Source organism: Stenotrophomonas sp. YJH_SMC_133 (assembly GCF_059370655.1).
Map to the genome: position 1 here is coordinate 76252 of NZ_JCAFTW010000013.1, position 21240 is coordinate 97491.

The window sequence follows — 21240 nt, forward strand, 5'->3', positions numbered from 1 at the left end:
TTCATGTCTTCTGCATTGAAGGTGGTGGCAGTGGTGGGGTCACCGACCAGCTCGGCAACGTCGCGCACGTTGCTGCTGGTGCGGCACTTGTTGGCGTCGTTGCAGCAGCGGGTGCATGCGAGCGTGGAGCTGGTGGAGCTGGCGCCGATTGCGCGTTCGCTGGGGCAGTCGCTGTCGCGCGATGAAGCGGAGCCAGCCGTAGAGCAGGCACTGCAGGCAATCGAGGCGGCCGGTCTGCTGGTGGTGGCGACGCCGGTGTATCGCGGTTCCTATCCCGGGCTGTTCAAGCACCTGGTCGATTTCATCGGGCTGGAAGCGCTGGTGGATACGCCGGTGCTGCTGGCGGCGACCGGTGGCAGCGAGCGCCATGCGTTGGTGATCGACCACCAGTTGCGGCCGTTGTTCAGTTTCCTGCAGGCGCACACGCTGCCGATCGGGGTGTATGCCACGCCTGCCGACTTCGATGGCGAGCACATCCACAGTGCAGCCTTGCAGGCGCGCATCGCACTGGCGGCCGAGCGCGCGGCAGGGCATCTGGCTTCGCAGGCGCTGGCGGTACCGGCGCCGCTGCGAAGGATCGCCTGACGGCATAACCGGCGGCGCTTTGCTTATGGCCAAGGCGCATCTGCATGGCCGGATCTGACCGCCGATTGTCGCCTGGCATCGCCGTGCCGACCGCCGTCATCTCTAGCATCGATATCGAAGCGGCATCGCATTGCCGCCCCCCCGATGAGGACGACCCCGTGAGTCTGGACGCAACCGACAAGCCCATCCTGTTCCTGCTCGACCGTGAGTTCGAGGACGGACAGATTCCCGGCCAGCGCTTCTTCTGCCGGCACAGCCTGTTGCTGGAAGGTGCGCTGTCGAGCATCGACGGCCTGGACGCGCAGCTGGACGTGCGCCGCATCGGTTTCGCACGGCCGCGCCGGGAGGTGATCGCCGAGATCGGCGAGCAGGACCAGTCGCTGCCGAAGCTGGTGCTGCCGCAGGGCGTGCGCAGTGACCTCGCGAGTGGCGTGCACCAGGACCGCCAGTACATCTCCGGTGCCGAGCCGATCCTGGCCGCGCTGAACGGGTTGCTCGGCATCCCCGTGGCCCATCCCTGAGCGAGGACGCGACCATGAGCTATCAGATCAGCGTGTTGGACAAGAGCCCGGTGGCCGAAGGCGCCTCACCGGAGCAGGCGCTGCGCAACAGCCTGCAGCTGGCGCAGCGCGCCGAACAGCTGGGCTATCACCGCTACTGGTTTGCCGAGCACCACGCCGCGCCGACGTTGGCCAGCCCCGCACCGGAAGTGCTGGCGGCCTGGGTGCTGGCGCAGACCCGGCGCATCCGCATCGGCAGTGGTGGGGTCATGCTGCGTCACTACGCGCCGTACAAGGTGGCGGAGAACTTCAACCTGCTGGCGGCGTTGGCGCCAGGGCGCGTGGATCTGGGCGTGGGCAAGGCGCCCGGCGGCCTGCCGGCATCTACCGCTGCATTGGCAGCGGGGCGGCCGGCGTTTGCCGACTTCGACCAGCAACTGCGCGATCTTGAGGGCTATCTGTCCGGCGCCGAAGCCGATGTGCTGGCGCGGCCGATTCCGCAGCAGGCGCCGGAGCGCTTCCTGCTCGGTGCCAGCCCGCAGAGTGCACGGCAGGCGGCCGAGCTGGGCTGGCGTTTCGTCTACGCCGCGCACTTCGACGGCGACCCGAAGCACATCGAGGCCGCGTTCGACGCCTACCGCAGCGTCTCCTCGCAGCCACCGCTGCTGGCTACGGTGGCCTTCGCCGCGCCGACTGCCGAAGCCGCTGCGCGTCATATTGGTGCGCTGCGCGTCTACAAGCTGCACCTCGGTCCCGGGCAGACCGTGAACCTGCCCAGCCCAGAGGCGGCTGCCGAGTACGCACGCCAGGTGGGCGTGGCCGACTTCCGCATCGAGGAAACACGTCCGAGCGTGTTGTCCGGCGATGCGCAGCACGTGCGCGGCGAACTGGACGCGCTGCACCGGCGCTTCGGCGTGGGTGAATTCATCCTCGATGCGCCGGTGGCCGACCTCGACGCACGCCTGACATCCCTTGAACTGCTGTCGCCCGCGCCGCGCGCGGCGGTGGCCTGACCTGCAGGAGCGATTCCATGAGCACCACTCCGCGCCACATTCCGTTCGGCATCATGCTGCAGGGCCCCGGCAGCCATATGCATGCCTGGAAGCATCCGTCCAACCCGGCCGATGCCAGCGTCAACCTGCAGTTCTACATCGACATTGCGCGCACCGCCGAGGACAACGGCATCGCCTTCGGTTTCGTTGCCGACGGCCTGTACATCAACGAGAAGTCGATTCCGCACTTCCTCAACCGCTTCGAGCCGATCTCGCTGCTGTCGGCGCTGGCCACGGCAACGAAGAAGATCGGCCTGGCCGGTACGCTGTCCACCTCGTACAGCGACCCGTTCACTGTCGCCCGCCAGTTCGCCTCGCTGGATCTGCTCAGCGGCGGCCGTGCTGGCTGGAACGTGGTGACCTCACCGTTGGAAGGTTCGGGTCGCAACTATGGCCGGCCGCACCCGGAGCATGCGCTGCGCTACCAGATCGCCGACGAGTATCTGGAGGTGGTGCAGGGGCTGTGGGATTCCTGGGATGACGATGCCTTCGTGCGCGAGCGTGACAGCGGCGCGTTCTTCGCGCCGGAAAAGTTCCGCCGGCTCGACCACAAGGGCCGCTTCTTCCAGGTGGAAGGCCCACTCAACATCCAGCGCTCGCCGCAGGGACAGCCGGTGATTTTCCAGGCGGGTTCTTCCGATGATGGCATCGCGTTGGCCGGCAAGTACGCCGATGCGGTGTTCACCCATTCGCCATCGCTGGAAGAAACCCGCGCGTTCACCCAGAAGGTGAAGAACTCGGCGATTGCGCACGGCCGCAGCGGCAATGACGTGAAGATCTTCCCGGGTATCGGTCCCATCGTCGGCCGCACGGCCGAGGAGGCCGAAGCCAAGTATCAGGCGATCGCCGCACTGGCTACGCTGGAGGATGCACTGGCGTACCTGGGGCGCTTCTTCGATCACCACGATTTCAGCCAGTACGATCCGGATGCACCTTTCCCGGAGCTGGGTGACATCGGCAGCAACTCATTCCGTTCCACCACCGACCGCATCAAGCAGGACGCGCGTGAGAAAGGCCTGAGCCTGCGCCAGGTGGCGCTTGAAGCGGTGAGCCCGCGACCAAACTTCATCGGCACGCCGGAGCACGTGGCCGATGAGCTGATCCGTTGGTTCGACGCCGGTGCCAGCGACGGCTTCATCCTTGGATTCGCCGCACAGCGCGAAGGCCTGGACGATTTCGTGACCCAGGTGCTGCCGATCCTGCAGGCCCGTGGCTACCACCAGCGTGAACTGCAGGGGCAGACGCTGCGTGAGCATCTGGGCCTGCCGTACAAGGCCAGCCGCCATTCGACCGATGCCGAACCGGCGCGGAAGGCGGGGTAGGGCGATGAGCGGAGAGAATTCGGTAGCGCCCGGCCATGCCCGGCGAGACCCCGCGTCCATCGGCGTGCTGCCCGAAATCGCGGCACGCGCCGAGGCGGCCATCGCGATCCGCCATGACCTGCACCGGCATCCGGAGCTGGCCTTCGATGAGCACCGCACCAGCGCCCGTGTGGCCGAGTTGCTGCAGCAGTGGGGCTATGAGGTGACCACCGGCCTCGGTGGCACCGGCGTGGTCGGTACGCTGCAGCGCGGGCAGGGCAGCCGTCGCCTCGGCCTGCGCGCCGACATCGATGCACTGCCGATCCACGAGGACTCGGGGCTGGCCTACGCCAGCCAGAACGAAGGGCTGATGCATGCCTGTGGCCACGATGGGCACACCGCCATCCTGCTGTCCGCCGCGCATTACCTGGCCCATCACGGCAATATCGACGGCACCCTGCAGCTGGTGTTCCAGCCGGCCGAGGAGACCGGTTCGGGCGCATCGAAGATGATTGCCGACGGCCTGTTCGAGCGCTTCCCGGTGGACGCGATCTATGGCCTGCACAACTGGCCGGGCGTGCCGGTGGGCCACTTCGGCTTTGTCGATGGCCCGGCGATGGCGTCGGTGGACTGGGCACGGCTGAAGGTGATCGGAAAGGGTGGCCACGGTGCCGAGCCGCAGGGCAGCGTGGATCCGATCCTGGTCGCCGCGCACATCATCACTGCGCTGCAGAGCGTGGTGTCGCGCAATGTCGATCCGCGGCAGATGGGCGTGGTCACCGTCGGCTCGATCCACGGCGGCCAGGCCGCCAATGTGATTCCGGACGTGGTCGAGCTGAAACTGACCGTGCGCGCCTACCTGCCGGAGGTACGCGACACCCTGCGGCGCCGGGTCACCGGGATTGCCGAGCAGACCGCTGCCGCGTTCGGTGCGCGCGCCGAGATCGAGTTCCCGCGCGGTTTCCCCAGCGTGATCAACCACCCGCAGCAGACTGCCTACATCCGCGAGGTCGCTGTGCGGGGATTCGGTGCAGAACACGTGGTGCCCGAATTCGCGCCACGCACCGCCAGCGAGGATTTCGCCTTCCTGCTGCAGGCGCGGCCGGGCAGTTTCGTGTTCGTCGGCAACGGCGACAGCGCGCCGCTGCACAGCCCGCGCTACGTGTTCAACGACGCCGCAATCGCACCCGCCGCCAGCCTGTGGGCACGGCTGGCCGAAGACTATCTGGTGAAGGACGTGGCATGAGCAGCAACGAACGCTTCTTCTACACCTCGGTGGATGATCCGCTGGCACGGCCTCTGTTCGATGGCCTGGAACAGGAGTACGACAGCCGCTACGCCGACGTGCGCCGACGCATCGGCGGCAGCGCCCGCGAGGAGCTGCAGCGCTACCCGGCGCAGGCCTTTGCGGCCCCGGTCGGTGCCTTCGTGCTGCTGCTGCGCGACGGGGTGGCGATCTCCGGCGGCGCGTTCATGCCGCACCGCGATCCGGATACCGCCGAGTTCAAGCGGATCTGGACGTTGCCCGGGCTGCGTCGCCAGGGCATCGCGCGGCGCGTGCTGCAGGAGCTGGAAGACCAGGCGGCGCGGCAAGGATACCGGCGGGTGTTCCTGACCACCGGCTTCCGCCAGCCTGAAGCGGTTGGCCTGTACCTCAGCCATGGTTACACCGCGCTGTTCGATCTGGATGCGGATCCCGAAACCATTGCGCACCTGCCGTTCGAAAAGCACCTGCGGGCACCGGCGCCCGTCATCGTGCCTGCGCAGACCCAGCTGCAAGGAGCCCACGCGTGAGCACGCCTTCGACCGCGCTGGATGGCATTGCAACCCGGCCGGCGCCCGCACCGGCGCTGAAGATCGTGCCGGCCCGGCATCCGCTGCAGGTGTTCGGCACAGTATTGGCACTGGCGCTGATCCTGATCGGGTTGCAGTCCGTACTGGGTAATCCGCGCTGGGGCTGGGGCACCTTCGCTGAGTGGTTCTTCGCACGCCCGGTGCTCGAGGGCCTGGGCCGCACGCTGCTGCTGACCGCACTCGGTACCGGTCTCGGTTTCGCGCTGGGCACCTTGCTTGCGCTGGCCCGCGTCTCTGGTTCGCCGCTGCTGTCGGCGGTGTCGTGGGGCTACGTGTGGTTGTTCCGCTCGATCCCGCTGCTGGTGCTGTTGCTGCTGCTGAACAACCTGGGCTACCTGTACAGCACCATCGAGCTGGGCGTGCCGTTCACCGGCATCAGCCTGTTCTCGTACCCGACCACGCAGCTGATCGGTGTGTTCACCGCCGCGGTACTGGGCCTGACCCTGAACCAGGCCGCGTTCTCGGCCGAGGTGATCCGCGGTGGCATCCTCTCGGTCGACCACGGCCAGTACGAGGCCGCGGCCGCACTCGGCCTGCCGCGCGGTCGCCAGGTGCGCCGCATCATCCTGCCGCAGGCGATGCGTTCGATCCTGCCGGCCGCGTTCAACGATGTGATTGGCCTGGCCAAGAGCACCTCGGTGGTCTACGTGCTGGCGCTGCCTGAGCTGTTCTACACCGTGCAGGTGATCTACCGCCGCAACCTGGAAGTGGTGCCGCTGCTGATGGTGGCCACGGTCTGGTACCTGGTGATCCTGACCGTGTTGTCGCTGCTGCAGCGGCGCGTGGAACAGCGCTTCGCGCGCGGCCAACTGCAGCGCGAGCGTTCGGTGTCGCGAGTGTCATCGCCCCCGCGTGTGCAGAGCGATGCCGCGCCGCGCGTGGCCAACCGCCCGCGCATCGCCACCCAGGTTGAAGCGGGCGAGGGCGCTGCGGTGTCGCTGCATGGTGTGGGCAAGGTGTTCGGCGAGCAGCCGGTGCTGGAAGACGTGAACCTGGACCTGCGCGCTGGAAGCGTGACGGTTCTGATCGGCCCGTCCGGCGCCGGCAAATCCACGCTGCTGCGGCTGATCAACCACTTGGAGCGTGCCGACAGCGGCTATGTGACCGTGGGCGGCCAGCTGATCGGCTACCGCCGCGAGGGTGACACCTTGTACGAACTGCCCGAGCGTGAGATCCGCCGCCGTCGTGCGGAAGTGGGCATGGTGTTCCAGGGCTTCAACCTGTTCCCGCACCTGACCGCGCTGGAGAACATCATCGAAGCGCCGATCGCAGTACGCGGTGTGCCGCGCGCGCAGGCCGAGCAGCAGGCGCGCACGCTGCTGGAGCGGGTCGGCCTGGCCGACAAGGCCGATGCGTTCCCGCGCCAGCTGTCCGGTGGCCAGCAGCAGCGCATCGCGATCGCCCGCGCGCTGGCGCTGCAGCCGAAGGTGCTGCTGTTCGACGAACCCACGTCGGCGCTGGATCCGGAACTTGTGGCCGAGGTGCTGAGCGTGATCGAAGAACTGGCCCGTTCGGGTACCACGCTGGTGATCGTCACCCATGAGCTGAGCTTCGCCCGCCGCGTGGCCGACCACGTGGTGATGATGGACCAGGGCCGGGTGATCGAGCAGGGCACGCCCGAGGCCCTGTTCGAGCGCCCGCGCCAGCAACGCACCGCCGATTTCCTGGCCAAGACCCTGTAACCCTCAAGGAATGCCATGAGCCCTGCAGCACCCCGTCGCCCCTCACGCAGCACCTTGTTGATCGCAGGCGTGCTGGTCATCGGCATCGCCGGCATCGTCTACTCGCGCGTGCGCCAGGCCCCGGATGCCGGCGCCGTGGCCGCGACCAGCCTGGCCCGCGCGAACACCGCCATCCTGAAGGGCACGCTCGACCCGAAGGCGCAGGCCCTGATTCCGGCTGGCTACCGCTTCGTCACGCCGGGGGCGTTCACCGTGGCGACTCATCCGGGGCAGCTGCCGCTGGCCGACTACGGCGCCGACAGCAAGGGCGTGGTCGGCATCGAGCCGGACATCGCGCGCCTGATCGCCGATGCGCTGGGCCTGAAGCTGGTGATCGTGCCGGTGGCGTGGGCCGACTGGCCGCTGGGGCTGGAATCGGGCAAGTACGATGCGGTGCTGTCGAACGTGACGGTCACCGAGGAGCGAAAGAAGAAGTTCGATTTCTCCAGCTACCGTTACGACCTGCTGGGCATCTACACGCGCACTGATGGGCCGATCCAGAAGATCGAAAAGCCGGCCGACGTTGCCGGGCTGAAGGTGGTGGTCGGTGCCAGCACCAACCAGGACCAGATCCTGCGGCAGTGGGACCAGCAGAACATCGCTGCCGGCTTGAAGCCGGTGGAGTACCAGTACTTCGATGACGCGGTGGTCGGCCGGTTGGCGGTGATCACCGGGCGGGCCGATGTCTCGTTCGAGCCCAATGCCACCGGCGCGTACTCGGCACGCGACGGCAAGGTGCGGCGCGTGGGCCTGTTCCCCGGCGGCTGGCCGAACGCTGCGGCGATCTCGGTGACCACCCGCAAGGGCAGCGGCCTGGCCGATGCGGTGACGCAGGCGCTGAACACGCAGATTGCCAGTGGTACATATGCGCAGGCGCTGAAGCGATGGAACGTGGCCGAGGAAGCTGTGCCGCAGTCGCAGACCAACCCGCCGGGATTGCCGACGCTGCAATGACACCGGGCGTGGCCCGGGTGACCCCCCGCTTTGTAGAGCCAAGCCTTGCTCGGCTGCTTTACCAGCGCGCCTCCAGCGTTTTGAACGGTTTCGCCAGCCGCACACCCTCGGCATCGAAGTCGGAAACGCTATGCCCATCCACACGCACCGTCTTCGGCATGGTGCGCGCCGGCCACCAGACTTTCACTGCCGTCCCGCTGCGCAACCCCTTGCCCAGCGTGACCGTCAGCGTGCCGTCGCGCTGCCGCGCCTGCATCTGCAACGTGCCATACGCGGTCGGCAGCCGCTCCACCGCCAACCCATCGCCCGCCACCCACGACAGCGGCGTGCCCGGCAGCAATGACAATGCATCATCGTCTTCGCGCATCAGCATGCCGAACAGCGTGCGGCCATACTCGGCACCAATCCAGGTATGCGGCATGTCGCCCAGGTAGCGGGGGAAACGCAGCCGCGAGTGCACGACCTCGGCCAGTACCTGCCACTCAAGCGGGCGCCGATCATGCAGCAGTCCCTGCAGCAGCTCATCGGCAACCTGCGGTTGGCCCAGGTGCACATAGCTCAGCACGTTGCGGATCTCATACGGCGTATAGGCGTACAGCGCTTCGGGCTGGCTGCGCTTGCGCACATCCTCCAGATAACGCGCGAAGGTGGTCCGCAGTGCCTCGGCGGGCAGCACGCTCTGCGCACCGGTGGGGTCCAGTGCGATCGATACGCCGGTTGGATCGCCATCGCCCAGGTCGGCCGAGGAGGGGATGAAGTCGATGCCCTTCCACGCCATCGTCGCCTGGATAGAGGCGTGCAGCGCGCCGTAGAGCAGCTTGTATTGCTCGCGCGCCCAGACAGCAGTCTCGTGGTCGCCCAGTGCCTCGGCCAGCCACGCGCCGTCGTGCCAGCCCTTCAGTCCCCAGTAGTCATCCCAGTAGCTGTGGGTGGGCGAGGGGTAGCCCTCGTGGCTGATCGACGGCGCAATGATGCCCGCGAAGCGTTCCGGTGCCGGCTGGTCGGCCTTGTAGCCGGGCACCAGCGTGCGCTCGCGCAGTTCCTGCAGAAAGCGCAGCGCCGCTTTCACTTTCGGCAGATAGGCGCGCACTGTTTCTGGCCCGCCATCGAGGCGCGCGACATCGGCCACCAGCGTCACGTACTGGCCCTGGCTGTCGTACTCGATGTCCGAACCAAAGCCGGTGTTGACACTGCCATCGTCGTTGAGGATCGGCGAGACCAGGCCGTTGGCATGCACGCCGTGTTCGCTGTACCAGGCCAGGTAGTCGCGCGCGACGCGTGCTTCGCCCATGCGCAGCAGCACCGCCGAGGTGGCCATGCCGTCGCGGATGAAGGAGCGGTTGTAGTTGCGGGGCCCGGGCTGCATGGCCGGGCCGGTCTGGTTGATCAGCATGTAGGCGGCCTGCGCGCGCAGCATGTCGACCAGTGAGGGATCGGGCAGGCGCAGCCCGACCTGGCCCAGCCGTGCCTGCCAGTCCGCAGAGGCCTGCGTGGCCAGGGAATCGAACGCCGTATTGGCATCGCGGGGCAGCGTGGCCAGATCAAGCGCAGGCGCCTCGGGCAGTGCGCCCTTGCTATCGGCGGCGGCAGTACCCAGCGGGAACGCGACCACGATGGCATCGCTGGCGCCCGGTGCCAGTGATACACGGTAGTTGAGCGCGGCGGCGGCAAGACCCTGGTCATCACGCGCCTGTTGCGTGGAGGGCAGCTGGCCGGCAGCCAGGGTCGCGGTGATTTCCGTTGCGCCTTCCCTGCCAAACGGCGCCGCGCCGGACGCAGCCACCGGCGTGAGCGACTGCAGCAGCGTGCGTCCATTGATGCGCACGGCCTGTCCATCGATCGCCACATCGCGGATGGGTGACAGCCCGCCGTTCTGCCACGGTGGATTCATCTGCATCGGGCGCACGACCAGGCTGAGCGTGCCGTCGATCCTGGTGCCGCCGGTGTTGTGCAGGCGATGACGCAGGAAGGTCACCGGCTGGCCATTGCGCTCGATGGCGAACGCTTCACTGCGCAGCTCCAGGCCAGGTTGCGGTGACCAGGTAGCGGAGGGCATCGGCTTCCAGCCGTCCTGCAATGCATGCTGCACGTTCTGCCCGGCCGCACCCGCAGTGCTCCCATCGGCGCTGCGCCAGATCGGCTGCACCAACGGCGCGCCCTTGAAGGCTTCCAGGTTTCCGTACTCGTCGAAGATCGATTTCTGTCGTCCTGCGTGCACGCCGACGGCCGTCCAATAGGTCTGCTGCATCTGCAGTGAGGCTGGGAACAACGGGCGCTCCGCGCCGCTGGCGGCGATCTGATACTGCTTCATCGGTGTCATCACGGCTTTTGGGCCGAGCAGGCGCAGGCGTGCCACCTTTGGTGCAGATCCATCCACGCTCAGGCGGAATGCACGCACGGCCTGTGCGGCATTGGCGGCCAGCCAGCTCTGGCGGTGGCTGGCCGCCTGCGCATCGTGCGCGAGGTCCTGCCACCGGCCCTGTGCATCCTGAACCTGCAATCGGGCAGGGCCGCGGCTGCCATCAGCCCAGTCGACCACCAGACCAGCCGTCGATTGAGCCTGCGGCAGCGTGATCTCTAACGCATGGGATCCATTTGTCCCGGCCGGAATCGGGACGGTGCCGCCGCCTTGCCAGAGCGCTGCTGCCTGCGTTGCATCGATACCGCTGATGCGTGCGCTGAGCGTGCTGTCCAGCGGCTCCATCTCGAAGATCGACACGCCCCAGTCGGAGGTGCGCTGCGGGCTGGCCAGCCGCAGGTAGCGCGCCTGCCGCGGTGCGAAGTACAGCGTTTCCACGTCGCCCAGCGAATCGGCCATCGTGTACGCAGTCTGCCACTGCGTGCCGTCCATTGACGTCTGCAGTGAATAGCCTTCCGGGTTCGATACATCCCAGGTGAGGCGCGCGCCGGCCAGCAGGGTGGGCGCGCCCAGGTCGATCTGGAACCAGTGGCCGGGGCTGAAGGCACCGCCGGTGACGGTCTTCGGGTCGCCGTCGATCAGGTGGCTGATCGCCATCGCCGGCACCTGCTGCGAGGAGCTGCTGGCCTGCCATTGGCTGCGCGGGGGGAGTGCCTGTGCGCTGGAGGCCAGGGCGGCCAACAGCAGGGCAGCGGCAGGGCGCAACGGGAAAAGCGGTGTGGAGACCTTGGAGCGTTCGGCGCGCAACGTCATTACTGGCAGCCTCGCAGGATCGACCGGAATCGGGCGAGCGCTACGCTAGCAAGGGATGTAATCGGTTACATGACGCACTGCAGCGCCGCTGGACGCTGGCCCCGCCATCACGGGAGGGCTGACGGATGTGGCTCTGGACGTGTAGCGCGGATTGGCTAGGGTCACATCGCAAGTCTTTTAGTTTGGTTGTCATTTGACAACTTACGTGAGCCGTGTGCAGACTATGGAGAACAAGGAATGTCTCGAGCGCGTCATCCAGACAAGGACATCGAAGCGGCGTTGCAGTTCGCGGAGGACCGCGGGTGGAGGCTCCGTATGGCGGGCGGCCATGCGTGGGGCCGGATGTATTGCCCTTACAACGACACCGATTGCCGATGCGGGGAGTTCTGCATCGTGAGCGTCTGGAGCATGCCGCGAAGCGGCAGCCATCATGCAAGGGCCTTGCGGCGTGTGGTCGAGAACTGCAGTCGTGAGCAATGAGATCAGGCTTCGTCAGAAGCGAAGGGGTCAATCATGGAATTCAACTTCACCCTGAAGTACCGCTTGCCGGACACAGGCAATGAAATCGGCGTCCTCGAGCAGCGCCTGGCCGAAGGCGGCTGTGACGACGCGCTTGTGGGCCTTGGGCTGCCGGGACGGCTGGCCCTGGCGTTCTGCCGCGAAGCAGACAGCGCAGGGGCTGCCCTGCGTTCGGCGCTGGACGATGTGCAGCGGGCCGTGCCCGGTGCCGAACTGGTTGAAGTGAGCCCCGATCTGGTGGGGCTCACTGACGTCGCAGACCTGCTCGGAATGTCGCGCCAGAACATGCGGAAGCTCATGCTGGCCAACCCGCAGTCGTTTCCGTCCCCCGTGCATGACGGCTCGACCTCGATCTGGCATCTGGTCGACATTCTCGGTTGGCTGCGAGCGCGCGGCAGCGGGAAAGTCACGACGGAAATGACCGAGCTCGCCGCCGCTGCGCTGCAGATCAATCTGGCCCGGGAAGGGCGCAGGCTTCACCCGAAGACGTAGCAGCGGCCAGAATCGGAGCCCATCGCATTACAGCTCCACCGTCTCCCACCATCGCGTACCCGCCTGCGGCGCCTGCATGTCCAGCGCTTCGCCCATCATCGGCGTGGCCACCGGAACATTCTTCGCTGCGGCCAGCGCGGTGATCCGTTCGAACGGCTGCTGCCACTCGTGCAGGGCCAGGTCGAAGGTGCCGTTGTGGATCGGCAGCAGCCACTTGCCGCGCAGGTCCAGGTGCGCCTGCAGCGTCTGTTCCGGCTGCATGTGCACGAACGCCCAGCGCGGATCGTAGGCACCGGTCTCGATCATGGTCAGGTCGAACGGGCCGTACTTTTCGCCGATGGCCTTGAAGCCGTCGAAGTAGCCGGTGTCGCCGCTGAAGAAGATGCGGAAGTCGCCGTCCTGGATCACCCATGACGCCCACAGGCTACGATCACTGTCGCCCAGTCCGCGGCCGGAGAAATGCTGGCCGGGGGTGGCGGTCAGGCGCAGGCCATTGGCCTCGGTCGATTGCCACCAGTCCAGCTGTTCGACCTTGCTGGCGTCCACGCCCCAGGCGATCAGCTGGTCGCCGACGCCGAGCGGTGCAATGAAGCGCGCGGTCTTGCCGGCCAGCTGCATCACCGCTGCGTGGTCGAGGTGGTCGTAGTGGTTGTGCGAGAGGATCACGCCGGCGATCGGCGGCAGATCGTCGATGCTGATCGGCGGCGCATGGAAGCGGGCCGGGCCCATCCACTGCACCGGCGAGGCGCGCTCGGAGAACACCGGGTCGGTCAGCCAGTACTGGCCGCGCAGCTTCAGCAGGATCGTAGAGTGCCCCAGCCGGAACAGGCTGCGGTCCGGCGCGGCGTCCAGTGTGGCGCGGTCCAGCGGCTGCACTGGAATCGGGTGCGCGGGCACGGTGCCCTTGGGTTTGTTGAAGAGGAACGTCCACCAGATCTCCAGGCCGTCGCGCAGGCCCATCGCTGGACGGGGCAGGGCATTGCGGAACTTGCCATCACGGTACTGCGGCGACTCGGGGAAGTCGGGGAGGGACCAGGACTTGCAGAAGGTGTAGGCGGTCACGGCGAGGATTCCAAGCAGGAGGACAAGGAGCAGGCGCTTCATGGGTGACGTCCGCTGAGTACACTGCACAGTGTAGTTTCGGGTTTTCCAAAAGTACACTGCCGAGTGTAAAATGGAAGCATCCGTTCAGTTATCCGGTTCCCGCCATGCCCCGTGCCCCGCAACGCCTGACCGACCGCAAACGCGAAGCCATCGTGCGCGCGGCGGTGGAGGAGTTCCGTGCCGCGGGCTACGAGGCGACCAGCATGGACCGCATTGCCGAGGCGGCCGGGGTCTCCAAGCGCACCGTCTACAACCACTTCCCGAGCAAGGAAGCGCTGTTCTCGATGATCCTGGAGGAGCTGTGGGAGCGCAGCGTGGCCAGCGACGCATTGCCGTACCGCGCCGACCAGCCGCTGCAGACGCAGCTGCTGCAGTTGCTGGGCCAGAAGCTGGAACTGCTCAGCGATGCCAACTTCATCGACCTGGCGCGGGTGGCGATGGCCGAGATCATCCACTCACCGGAGCGTGCGCAGGCCATCGTCTGCCGCATGGGTGAAAAGGAAAGCGGCGAGAGTGCGTGGATCCGCGCGGCCATCGCTGATGGCCGGTTGCGTGAGGTTGATCCGGAGTTCGCCGGCCACCAGCTGCACGGGCTGGTGAAGAGCTTTGCGTTCTGGCCCCAAGTTACGATGGGGCAGGCGCCGTTGAACGCAGAGGAGCGTGCACGCGTGGCCGAATCGGCGGTGGCGATGTTCCTGGGTTTCTACGCGGTCTAGCTGGCGGCGAAGCGGCGGAACTCGTCGGCCGGCAGCGCCGCCGAGTACAGATAGCCTTGGCCGACATCCACGCCCAGGGCCCGCAGCTTCTGCTCCTGCGCCAGGGTTTCGGTACCTTCGGCCACCACGATCGCGCCGCAGCGGTGCGCAACCTCGACGATGAAGCGCACGATCGACTGCGACTTGGCGTCGGACAGTGTGGCGATCAGCGCCTGTTCGATCTTGACCTCGGCGATGGCCAGCTGCGAGAGCAGGATCAGGGTTGAATAGCCAGCGCCGAAATCATCCAGCGACAGGGTGACCTCCGCCGCCAGCAGCTGTGCGATGTTGGCATCTACCACGTCGCGCTCGACGATCTCGGTCCATTCGACGATCTCCAGGCGCAACATCACGCCAGGCACATCGTGCAGCTGCAGCAGTTCCTGCAGGCGCAGGCCGAAGTCGGGCAGGCGCAGTGACTCGGCCGAAACGTTCACTGCGATCTTCAGTTGCGTGCCATCGCGTCGGCACTGCTGCAGGAAGTGGATGGCCGACTGCAGCGTGGCCCATTCCAGTTCAGCCAATCGCCCCTGCCGGCGCAGCAGGGAGATCACCCGCATCGGCGCGATCAGCCGGCCCTCGCCGTCGCGCATGCGCAGCAGTGCTTCGGCGCCGACCAGTTTGCGATCCTGCAGGCGATGCTTGGGCTGGTAGCACAGCGGTGCGTCGCCCTGCTGCAGCCAACGTTCGAGAGCGACTTCGATCAGGGCGTCGATCTCGCTGTCGCGCTGGATCGGGTCGTCGAAGAACACGACGCCGGATTCGATCGCACTCAGTGCAACGGTGATCGCACGGAACGGAAGATGTCCTTCGTCGGCATCTACGGGGGGCTTCAATTCGACTACTGCACAGCGGAACAGCGGCCGGAAACCGGGCCAATCGCGGCCGACCTGCTCGGCCAGGTTGCTGGCCAGCTCGGTGATCTGCGGTTGCGTGCGCAGTTCGGACAAGGCCAGGTCGCGCACCAGGATCGCCAGCGCGGCATCGCCGAACTGGTAGATCTCCAGTTGCGTGGCCGGCAGCGAGGGCAGCAGCCGATGTACTTCTTCGGTGCTGTCGCGCTGCCAGATACCGTTGTCCTGCAGCGGACCATAGCGCAGGCGCAGATCGCGCAGGTTGCCCATCTCGGCCACGATCAGGCAGGCCTTGCCGATGCCGTCGTTGTCGCGCCAGTAATGCTGCAGGCGTTCGCCGAGCGCACGCATGTTGGGCAGGCCACTGATCGGATCGATGCGCAGCCAGGCCTGTTCGCGCTGGCGTTGTGCATCGATCTGCGCATCGTTGTAGACCAGTGCGAACACCGCGCCGAGCATCAGCAGTGAGAGTGGCAGTGCCAGCAGGCGCTGGATTGCCAACTCCTCCACGGGCAGCTGATGGGCGCCGATGATTGCTACCCCCAGTGCCAGGCCCAACGCAGTGACGACGATACGAACGCCCCAGGCCTGCAGGATCAGGCGCAGCGAGAGTTCATTGAGCATGCGTGGGTGCAGGCGCCTGCGCAGCCAGACGCCGGCCAGCATCTGCAGCGTGGCCTCGAGGCCGGCAGGCAGGAAATACTGGGTGCCGGCGAACTGGTAGCGGGCCAGCAGGCTGGCGCCCAGGCAGGCCAGGCCACCGCGCCAGCCGCCGAGCAGGCCGCTGACCAGCAGGATGTCGAAACCCAGGTGGAGCTTGACCACGCCCTGGCTGTAGCGGGCCACGAACCAGGAATTGAACAGGTAGATCAGGCCCAGCGCCACGCCCACGTACAGGCGGCGGCCTTCAATGGCGTGGCCGGCGCGGCGGGTGGCGATCAGCAGCACGCCGATCATGCCGATCACCGCCGTGGCCTGCAGCAGGTACAGCGGCAGGCTGGGCAGGGCGCTGTCCAGGACCTGGGCCGAGACCCGTGAAAGCGCATCCATAGCAGGTTCCCGCCTGTGACCGACGGCCGGTGACGAGCAGCGTAGTCGCAGCAGCGCGCAGGTTCAATTGCGCTGGCTGCGTTCGGGCAGGAGGTGTTCGGCCATGAAATCCACGAACGCGCGTACACGCGGCTGCTGATGGCGATGGCTTGGCCAGAGGGCCCAGAAGGTGCTTCGCTCAGTGCTCCATGGGTCCAGAACGCTGACGAGCGAACCGCGGTCCAGCGCATCACGCGTGGCGAAGTCGGGCAGGCACGCAATGCCATGGCCATCGATGGCCATGTGCAGGATCGTCTCAAGATGATTGGCGGTCATTGCGGCAGTCAGCCGGGTTTCAGCGCCTCCCTCACGTGCGGGCAGTGGCCAGCGTTCGATCAGGCCGGTGCCGGGAAAGCGATGGAGAAGGCATGCGTGGCCGCTCAGCTCTTCCGGGTGCTGCGGCGTGCCACGCTGGGCGAAGTACGCAGGGGCGCCCACGCACAGCAGGCGGGTACTGCCGAGGTTGCGGCCGTGCAGCCGGGAGTCGGCGGGGCTGCCTGTGCGGACGACGGCATCGAAGCCTTCCTCGATGACATCGACCAGGCGGTCGCTGAAGTGCAGGTCGAGTTCGATGGCGGGGAAGCGCTGCGCAAACGCCGAAAGCACCGGCAGCATCAGACCGCTGGCGAGTGGAAGACTGACCTTCAGGCGACCGCTGGGCGCGGCGTGGGCATCGGTCAGTTCGCGTTCTGCCGCAGCGACCTCGATCATGATGCGGCGGCAGCGTTCAAGGAACTGCTCGCCTTCGGCAGTCAGGCTGACGCTGCGGGTATTGCGATTCAGCAGGCGGGCGCCCAGGCGCTCTTCCAGCCGGGCGATGGTCTTGCTTGCGGCCGAAGGGGTGATGCCACGCTGTCGTGCTGCGGCCGCGAAGCTGCGTGCTTCGGCGACCAGAACGAAGAGGCTGAGACCGGCAAAGCTGTCCATGACGTGGCCATTGATGACGTTTGTGTCATTAAAGTATGGAGCGAATGACGGATTCTTACGCAATAGCGTCGTCGATAGCATCAATGCGGTGGCGCTTGGCCACGCTCGAGTTTCATCGACATGTCTGTTGCCTCTGCTGAGACGGCCGGATCATCACGCTTTGGCGTGGTGCTGGCAGGGTGTCTGACGGCGCTCACCATTCCCTTGAGCATTGCCAGCCCCGCCGTGGGCATTCCTGCCATCCGGGACGCGCTGGGCGGTTCCCCTGCGGCGTTGTCCTGGATCATCAACGCCTATCTGTTGACCTACGGCTGCACCACGCTGGTGGCCGGTGGACTGGCCGATCTGCATGGCAGGCGCCGGATCTGGATTCTGGGCGGCGCGTTGTTTGCGCTCGTCACCGGCCTGATTCCCTTGATGCCCGATGTGGCGTGGATCAATGTCCTGAGACTGCTCCAGGGGATGGCGGCGTCGGCAGCGTTTGCCGGCGCGATGGCGTCGCTGGCGCAGGTGTTCGACGGCCAGGCGCGGGCAAGGGTTTTCAGCCTGATCGGCACCACCTTTGGTGCAGGGGCCGCAGGCGGTCCGCTGCTGGCGGGCGGGTTGATCGATGCGCTGGGCTGGGAATGGGTGTTCTTCCTGCCTGCGTTGCTGGCCGCCCTGACCGTACCGCTGGTCGCCCTGTCATCCGCCGAATCGAGAAACGCCGGTTCGCCGCGCCTGGATTGGCTGGGGGCCATCACCTTCATGCTGGCGCTGGGCTCACTCACCTACGCCATGATCGTGTTGCCGGAACGTGGCTTGCTGCATCCGCAGACGCTGGTACTGCTGGCGCTCCCGGTGGTGTTGCTGGGCCTGTTCATTGCCGTGGAGCGCTCCCATCGAACACCGCTGCTGGATCTCGGCCTGTTCCGCAACCGGCGCTTTGTTGGCGTGCAGATTCTCGCCGCTGCACCCGCGTTCTCCTACGTCGTCCTTCTGGTCGTGCTGCCGGCGGGCTTCATCGGTGTTGAAGGACTGCGACCCACCGAGGCTGGACTGGCGATGGCAGCGCTGTCTGCACCCTTGCTGGTTGTTCCCCTGGTTGCCGGCTACCTGCTGCGCTGGATTCCGGCGCGGACGCTGTGCTGTGCGGGCCTGCTGATCGGTGCTCTTGGGCTGGCATGGCTGGCGCAGGTGTTCCAGTTCCCGTCGGTGCGCTGGATGCCGATGCTGGTCATCGGAATCGGCATCGGCCTTCCCTGGGGGATCATGGATGGCCTGGCGGTCAGCGTGGTCGGCAAGGAACAGGCCGGCATGGCCGCTGGCATCTTCAATGCGATGCGACTGGCAGGCGATTCCATTGCCCTCGCGCTTGTCGGCATCATGCTCTCGGCCCGGATTGGCGGGAACATGATGCTGGAGGCCGGCGTCGTGGCCCGTGCCGCCGTGCGCAGGCTGTCCATGGGCGACCTTGGCGGAGCGGTGGAGGCATTGCCCGGCGTTTCGAGAACGGCGCTTGCCCAGGCATACGTGGAGGCCGTCCGTGGCCAGCTGTTTGTCCTGGCGATGGCGACCGTGCTGACCGCCATCGTGCTTGGGTACCTGTTGCGCGAAGAGGTCGAGCCTGGCCTGAGCAGGGGCAGTCAGTAGCGCGGGTCGGCGATGGCCGGCAGCACCAGTTCGCGCACGAAGCCGGACGGTGACAACTGCAGCAGCGCGCGCACCATCGCAACGACGTCGTGCACCGGCACCAGTTCACCGTCGCCGCGCGCTGCGGCCTCTGAAACCGGAACCGACAGCGCATCGTCGGTGTTGAGGTAGCCCAGCTGCAGGCTGGTCACCGCCAGGCGGCGATCGCGGAAACCCTCGCGCAGTGCATCGGCGATGCCGTTGAGTGCGAACTTGGATGCACCGAACGCCACTTCCGGGCGGCCGCTGCGCGGCAGTGCCGAGGTCGACCCGGTCAGCACCAGCTGCGGGCGTGGCGCGCCCAGCACCCGCGGCAGCAGGCGCTGCAGCAGCACCAGGGTCGCGGTGATGTTGACGTCGACCAGCTGGGTGAGCGCGGCATCGCTCTCGTCGAGGAAGGCGTACTCGTCGCTGAAGGCGGTCTCTTCCCAGATGCCCAGGTTGTGGATCAGCACATCCAGATCGGCCGGTGCCTGCGCTGCGATGTGATTGGCAGCCAGGGTGGGTTGGGAGAGATCGGCCTCGATCCACTGCAGGGTGACACCCTCGGGGCATTCAAGGTCGCGCGGACGGCTGCGCGAAACGCCGATGACGGTGTCGCCCGCACTGCACAGGCCTTCCACGAACGCCCGACCCAGGCCCCTGCTGGCGCCGATGACCATCAATTTCATGTTGCTTCCTTGTTGTACTGCGGCGGCCTCAGTCGGCAGCCAGAATGGTGTCCCAGTCGGCGAACGCGCGCAGGCCGCTGCGCTCGGCGGTAATGATCGAGGCGGTGTTGTCGAGCTGGCAACGGTACTGAGGCTGCAGCCCGGCAGCCTGCGCGGACACGGCCATGGCGTGTACCAGCTGGCGCGCGTGCCCGCGACCGCGGGCCTCGGGCAGGGTCAGCACGCCCATGTCGGCCAGGGCTGGATCCAGGCTCCACGGGTACATGCTTCCCGCGGCAACCAGCCGCTCGCCATCGAAGGCGCCGAACACCTGCCAGTGGTCCAGCTCGACCCAGGCGGCATCGAGATCCTCTTCGCTGGCGTTGGCCTGGAACACCTCGAACGCGGCTGCGTCGGCCGGGTCGAGACGGCGGATATGTAGTGGTGCAGGGCGCGCGGCCAGGGCCGCAAGTTCTGCGGCAGGGAAGTAGAAGACACGATCCGCACCATGCGTGCGCTGGCCGAGCTGCTGCAGGCGCTGTTGCAGCTGTGCCAGCGTCCAGTGCGGTTGCGCGTGCACGTGCAGGCGAGCCGCCAGGGCAGGGCGCAACAGTGCGCGAGCGGGGCCCACGACCGGCTGCAGCAGCATGCCGTCCTCGCCCTCATCGAAATCATCGCTGCACGCCAACTGCAGCTGTGGATCGTCCCGCAGCGTGCGCTGCCCGGAGAACACGCCGCGCCAGGTCGCATCGATCAACGGGGCAAACACATCATCCATGACCGGTGTCTCGCTCAGTGCCGGGGCAGGTCCACCTGCAGGCCGGCGGCCTTCCATTCGGGGTAACCGGCGGCGAGCCGCTGCGCGGTCAGTCCGGCCTCGCGCAGCATCGCCACCGCATCGTTGGACAGCACGCAGTAGGGACCGCGGCAGTACGCGACAATGTGGACGGCACGCGGCAGTTCGTCCATCCGTGCACGCAGTTCCGTAACGGGAATGTTCAGCGCGCCGGGCAGGTGGCCCAGATCGAATTCCTCGCGCGGCCGCACATCCAGCAGCACCACGCTGCTGCGTTGTTCCAGCAGCTGCTCCACGGTCAGTCCTTCCAGCGCATCGCGGCGCTGCAGGCTGTCGTGGATCACGCCGTGCATTTCGCTGCGCTGGTGGTCGGCATAGTCGCGCAGTGCGGCCAGCAGGTTGCCCAGCGGGCCATCACCGCTGCGGTAGAGGATGCGCTTGCCGTCACGGCGGGTCTGTACCAGGCCGGCACGGCGCAGCTGCTGCAGGTGCTGGGAGGTATTGGCCACCGACAGGCCGGTCAGTTCAGCCAGGCGTTCCACGGCGCGCTCGCCTTGGGCGATGTGCTCCAGCAGGGCCAGGCGATGGGCATGGCCGAGCGTGCGGGCGATCTCGGCCAAGGCCTCAAGCGGTGAGGGTGGTGGCTCTGTTGCAGCGTTCATGCGGGGCACGCTAGCATCGCTCTATCATTCAAGCAAATAATTGAAGGTGTGCGATATGCTTGGCCAGGCGACATTCGTGATGGATGCGGTGGTAGTCGGCGTGGGAGCGACCGCAGTAATGGACCTGTGGGCGGTGGTGCAGCGGCGGCTGTTCGGCATTCCCTCGTTGGATTTTGCGATGGTCGGGCGTTGGCTGGGGCACCTGCCACGCGGGCGCTTCCGCCACGATGGCATCGGCCGCGCGGCAGCGGTCGGTGGCGAGCGCGCGCTGGGGTGGACCGCGCATTACGTGATCGGTGTGGTGTTCGCCACGTTGTTGCTGGTCGTGGTCGGGAGCGATTGGGGGCAGGCACCCACCCTGTGGCCGGCGCTGGCCTTCGGCATTCTCAGTGTTGCCGCGCCGTTCTTCATCCTTCAGCCGGGCATGGGTGCCGGCATTGCCGCTTCGAAGACCCCGGCGCCGGGCAAGGCACGCCTGCGCAGCCTGGTGGCGCACAGCGTGTTCGGCGTGGGCATGTACCTTTCCGCGCTGCTGTTGGCCGCGGTTCGTGCAGGGTGAGCGAAAATCGGTGGGGTCACCGG

19 protein-coding genes are annotated in these 21240 nt (G+C 66.9%); 12 read left to right on the forward strand and 7 right to left on the reverse strand.

The features are described 5' to 3' along the window. Positions 1 to 3: 3 nt before the first annotated feature. The 8 genes from msuE (at position 4) to AC5P78_RS18040 (ending at position 7967) form a co-directional block, all read left to right on the forward strand. Positions 4 to 585, forward strand: a complete 582-nt coding sequence (msuE, locus tag AC5P78_RS18005; RefSeq protein ID WP_138969679.1) for an FMN reductase — start codon at positions 4 to 6, stop codon at positions 583 to 585. Positions 586 to 743: 158 nt separating this feature from the next. Further along, positions 744 to 1106, forward strand: a complete 363-nt coding sequence (locus AC5P78_RS18010; protein WP_005409341.1) for a DUF3088 family protein — start codon at positions 744 to 746, stop codon at positions 1104 to 1106. 14 nt (positions 1107 to 1120) lie between these two features. Continuing rightward, on the forward strand, positions 1121 to 2098 hold the full coding sequence (locus AC5P78_RS18015; RefSeq protein ID WP_005409342.1) for an MsnO8 family LLM class oxidoreductase: 978 nt from the start codon (positions 1121 to 1123) through the stop codon (positions 2096 to 2098). Between the two features lie 17 nt (positions 2099 to 2115). Further along, complete coding sequence (locus AC5P78_RS18020; protein WP_005413124.1) at positions 2116 to 3459, forward strand: LLM class flavin-dependent oxidoreductase; 1344 nt, start codon at positions 2116 to 2118, stop codon at positions 3457 to 3459. A gap of 4 nt (positions 3460 to 3463) precedes the next feature. Continuing rightward, a complete protein-coding gene (locus AC5P78_RS18025; RefSeq protein ID WP_099473017.1) occupies positions 3464 to 4684 on the forward strand; it encodes a M20 aminoacylase family protein in 1221 nt (406 codons plus the stop codon). After that, positions 4681 to 5232 carry a GNAT family N-acetyltransferase gene (locus AC5P78_RS18030; RefSeq protein ID WP_005409345.1) on the forward strand — a complete coding sequence of 184 codons (552 nt, stop codon included), beginning with the start codon at positions 4681 to 4683 and terminating at the stop codon, positions 5230 to 5232. Before AC5P78_RS18025 ends, AC5P78_RS18030 begins: the two co-directional genes overlap by 4 nt. After that, entirely contained in the window at positions 5229 to 6974 is a 1746-nt protein-coding gene (locus AC5P78_RS18035) for an amino acid ABC transporter permease/ATP-binding protein (protein ID WP_080334809.1), read from the forward strand. The genes AC5P78_RS18030 and AC5P78_RS18035 overlap by 4 nt, the downstream gene beginning before the upstream one ends. Before the next feature lie 15 nt (positions 6975 to 6989). Beyond that, positions 6990 to 7967, forward strand: a complete 978-nt coding sequence (locus AC5P78_RS18040; RefSeq protein ID WP_005413128.1) for an ABC transporter substrate-binding protein — start codon at positions 6990 to 6992, stop codon at positions 7965 to 7967. 58 nt (positions 7968 to 8025) lie between these two features. On the opposite strand, the gene AC5P78_RS18045 is transcribed toward AC5P78_RS18040, so the two are convergent. Next, on the reverse strand, positions 8026 to 11139 hold the full coding sequence (locus AC5P78_RS18045; RefSeq protein ID WP_235643704.1) for a discoidin domain-containing protein: 3114 nt from the start codon (positions 11137 to 11139) through the stop codon (positions 8026 to 8028). Positions 11140 to 11652: 513 nt separating this feature from the next. Here AC5P78_RS18045 and AC5P78_RS18050 point away from each other — a divergent pair. Next, positions 11653 to 12150 carry a helix-turn-helix transcriptional regulator gene (locus AC5P78_RS18050; RefSeq protein WP_012479990.1) on the forward strand — a complete coding sequence of 166 codons (498 nt, stop codon included), beginning with the start codon at positions 11653 to 11655 and terminating at the stop codon, positions 12148 to 12150. A gap of 27 nt (positions 12151 to 12177) precedes the next feature. Here AC5P78_RS18050 and AC5P78_RS18055 read toward each other — a convergent pair whose 3' ends face one another. Beyond that, on the reverse strand, positions 12178 to 13254 hold the full coding sequence (locus AC5P78_RS18055) for an MBL fold metallo-hydrolase (protein ID WP_087803440.1): 1077 nt from the start codon (positions 13252 to 13254) through the stop codon (positions 12178 to 12180). A gap of 104 nt (positions 13255 to 13358) precedes the next feature. On the opposite strand from AC5P78_RS18055, the gene AC5P78_RS18060 reads away from it, so the two are divergent. After that, positions 13359 to 13970, forward strand: a complete 612-nt coding sequence (locus tag AC5P78_RS18060) for a TetR/AcrR family transcriptional regulator (protein WP_060380552.1) — start codon at positions 13359 to 13361, stop codon at positions 13968 to 13970. Here AC5P78_RS18060 and AC5P78_RS18065 read toward each other — a convergent pair. Both AC5P78_RS18065 and AC5P78_RS18070 read right to left on the reverse strand, forming a co-directional pair. Continuing rightward, positions 13967 to 15913, reverse strand: a complete 1947-nt coding sequence (locus AC5P78_RS18065; RefSeq protein WP_005409351.1) for an EAL domain-containing protein — start codon at positions 15911 to 15913, stop codon at positions 13967 to 13969. The genes AC5P78_RS18060 and AC5P78_RS18065 overlap by 4 nt on opposite strands. A gap of 63 nt (positions 15914 to 15976) precedes the next feature. Then, positions 15977 to 16879, reverse strand: a complete 903-nt coding sequence (locus AC5P78_RS18070) for a LysR substrate-binding domain-containing protein (protein ID WP_235643705.1) — start codon at positions 16877 to 16879, stop codon at positions 15977 to 15979. Positions 16880 to 17044: 165 nt separating this feature from the next. Here AC5P78_RS18070 and AC5P78_RS18075 point away from each other — a divergent pair, with 165 nt between their 5' ends. Further along, positions 17045 to 18511 carry an MFS transporter gene (locus AC5P78_RS18075; protein WP_235643706.1) on the forward strand — a complete coding sequence of 489 codons (1467 nt, stop codon included), beginning with the start codon at positions 17045 to 17047 and terminating at the stop codon, positions 18509 to 18511. Here AC5P78_RS18075 and AC5P78_RS18080 read toward each other — a convergent pair. From AC5P78_RS18080 to AC5P78_RS18090, 3 genes are read right to left on the reverse strand one after another with little or no spacing between them, the layout of a single operon-like run. Next, on the reverse strand, positions 18505 to 19221 hold the full coding sequence (locus tag AC5P78_RS18080) for an SDR family NAD(P)-dependent oxidoreductase (RefSeq protein WP_227843786.1): 717 nt from the start codon (positions 19219 to 19221) through the stop codon (positions 18505 to 18507). The two genes, AC5P78_RS18075 and AC5P78_RS18080, sit on opposite strands and share 7 nt — an antisense overlap. A gap of 28 nt (positions 19222 to 19249) precedes the next feature. Next, positions 19250 to 19978 carry a GNAT family N-acetyltransferase gene (locus AC5P78_RS18085; RefSeq protein ID WP_059034257.1) on the reverse strand — a complete coding sequence of 243 codons (729 nt, stop codon included), beginning with the start codon at positions 19976 to 19978 and terminating at the stop codon, positions 19250 to 19252. Positions 19979 to 19992: 14 nt separating this feature from the next. Then, on the reverse strand, positions 19993 to 20658 hold the full coding sequence (locus tag AC5P78_RS18090; protein WP_005409356.1) for an ArsR/SmtB family transcription factor: 666 nt from the start codon (positions 20656 to 20658) through the stop codon (positions 19993 to 19995). A 55-nt stretch (positions 20659 to 20713) separates the two neighbouring features. On the opposite strand from AC5P78_RS18090, the gene AC5P78_RS18095 reads away from it, so the two are divergent. Continuing rightward, on the forward strand, positions 20714 to 21217 hold the full coding sequence (locus AC5P78_RS18095) for a DUF2938 domain-containing protein (RefSeq protein ID WP_076738959.1): 504 nt from the start codon (positions 20714 to 20716) through the stop codon (positions 21215 to 21217). Positions 21218 to 21240: the final 23 nt, after the last annotated feature.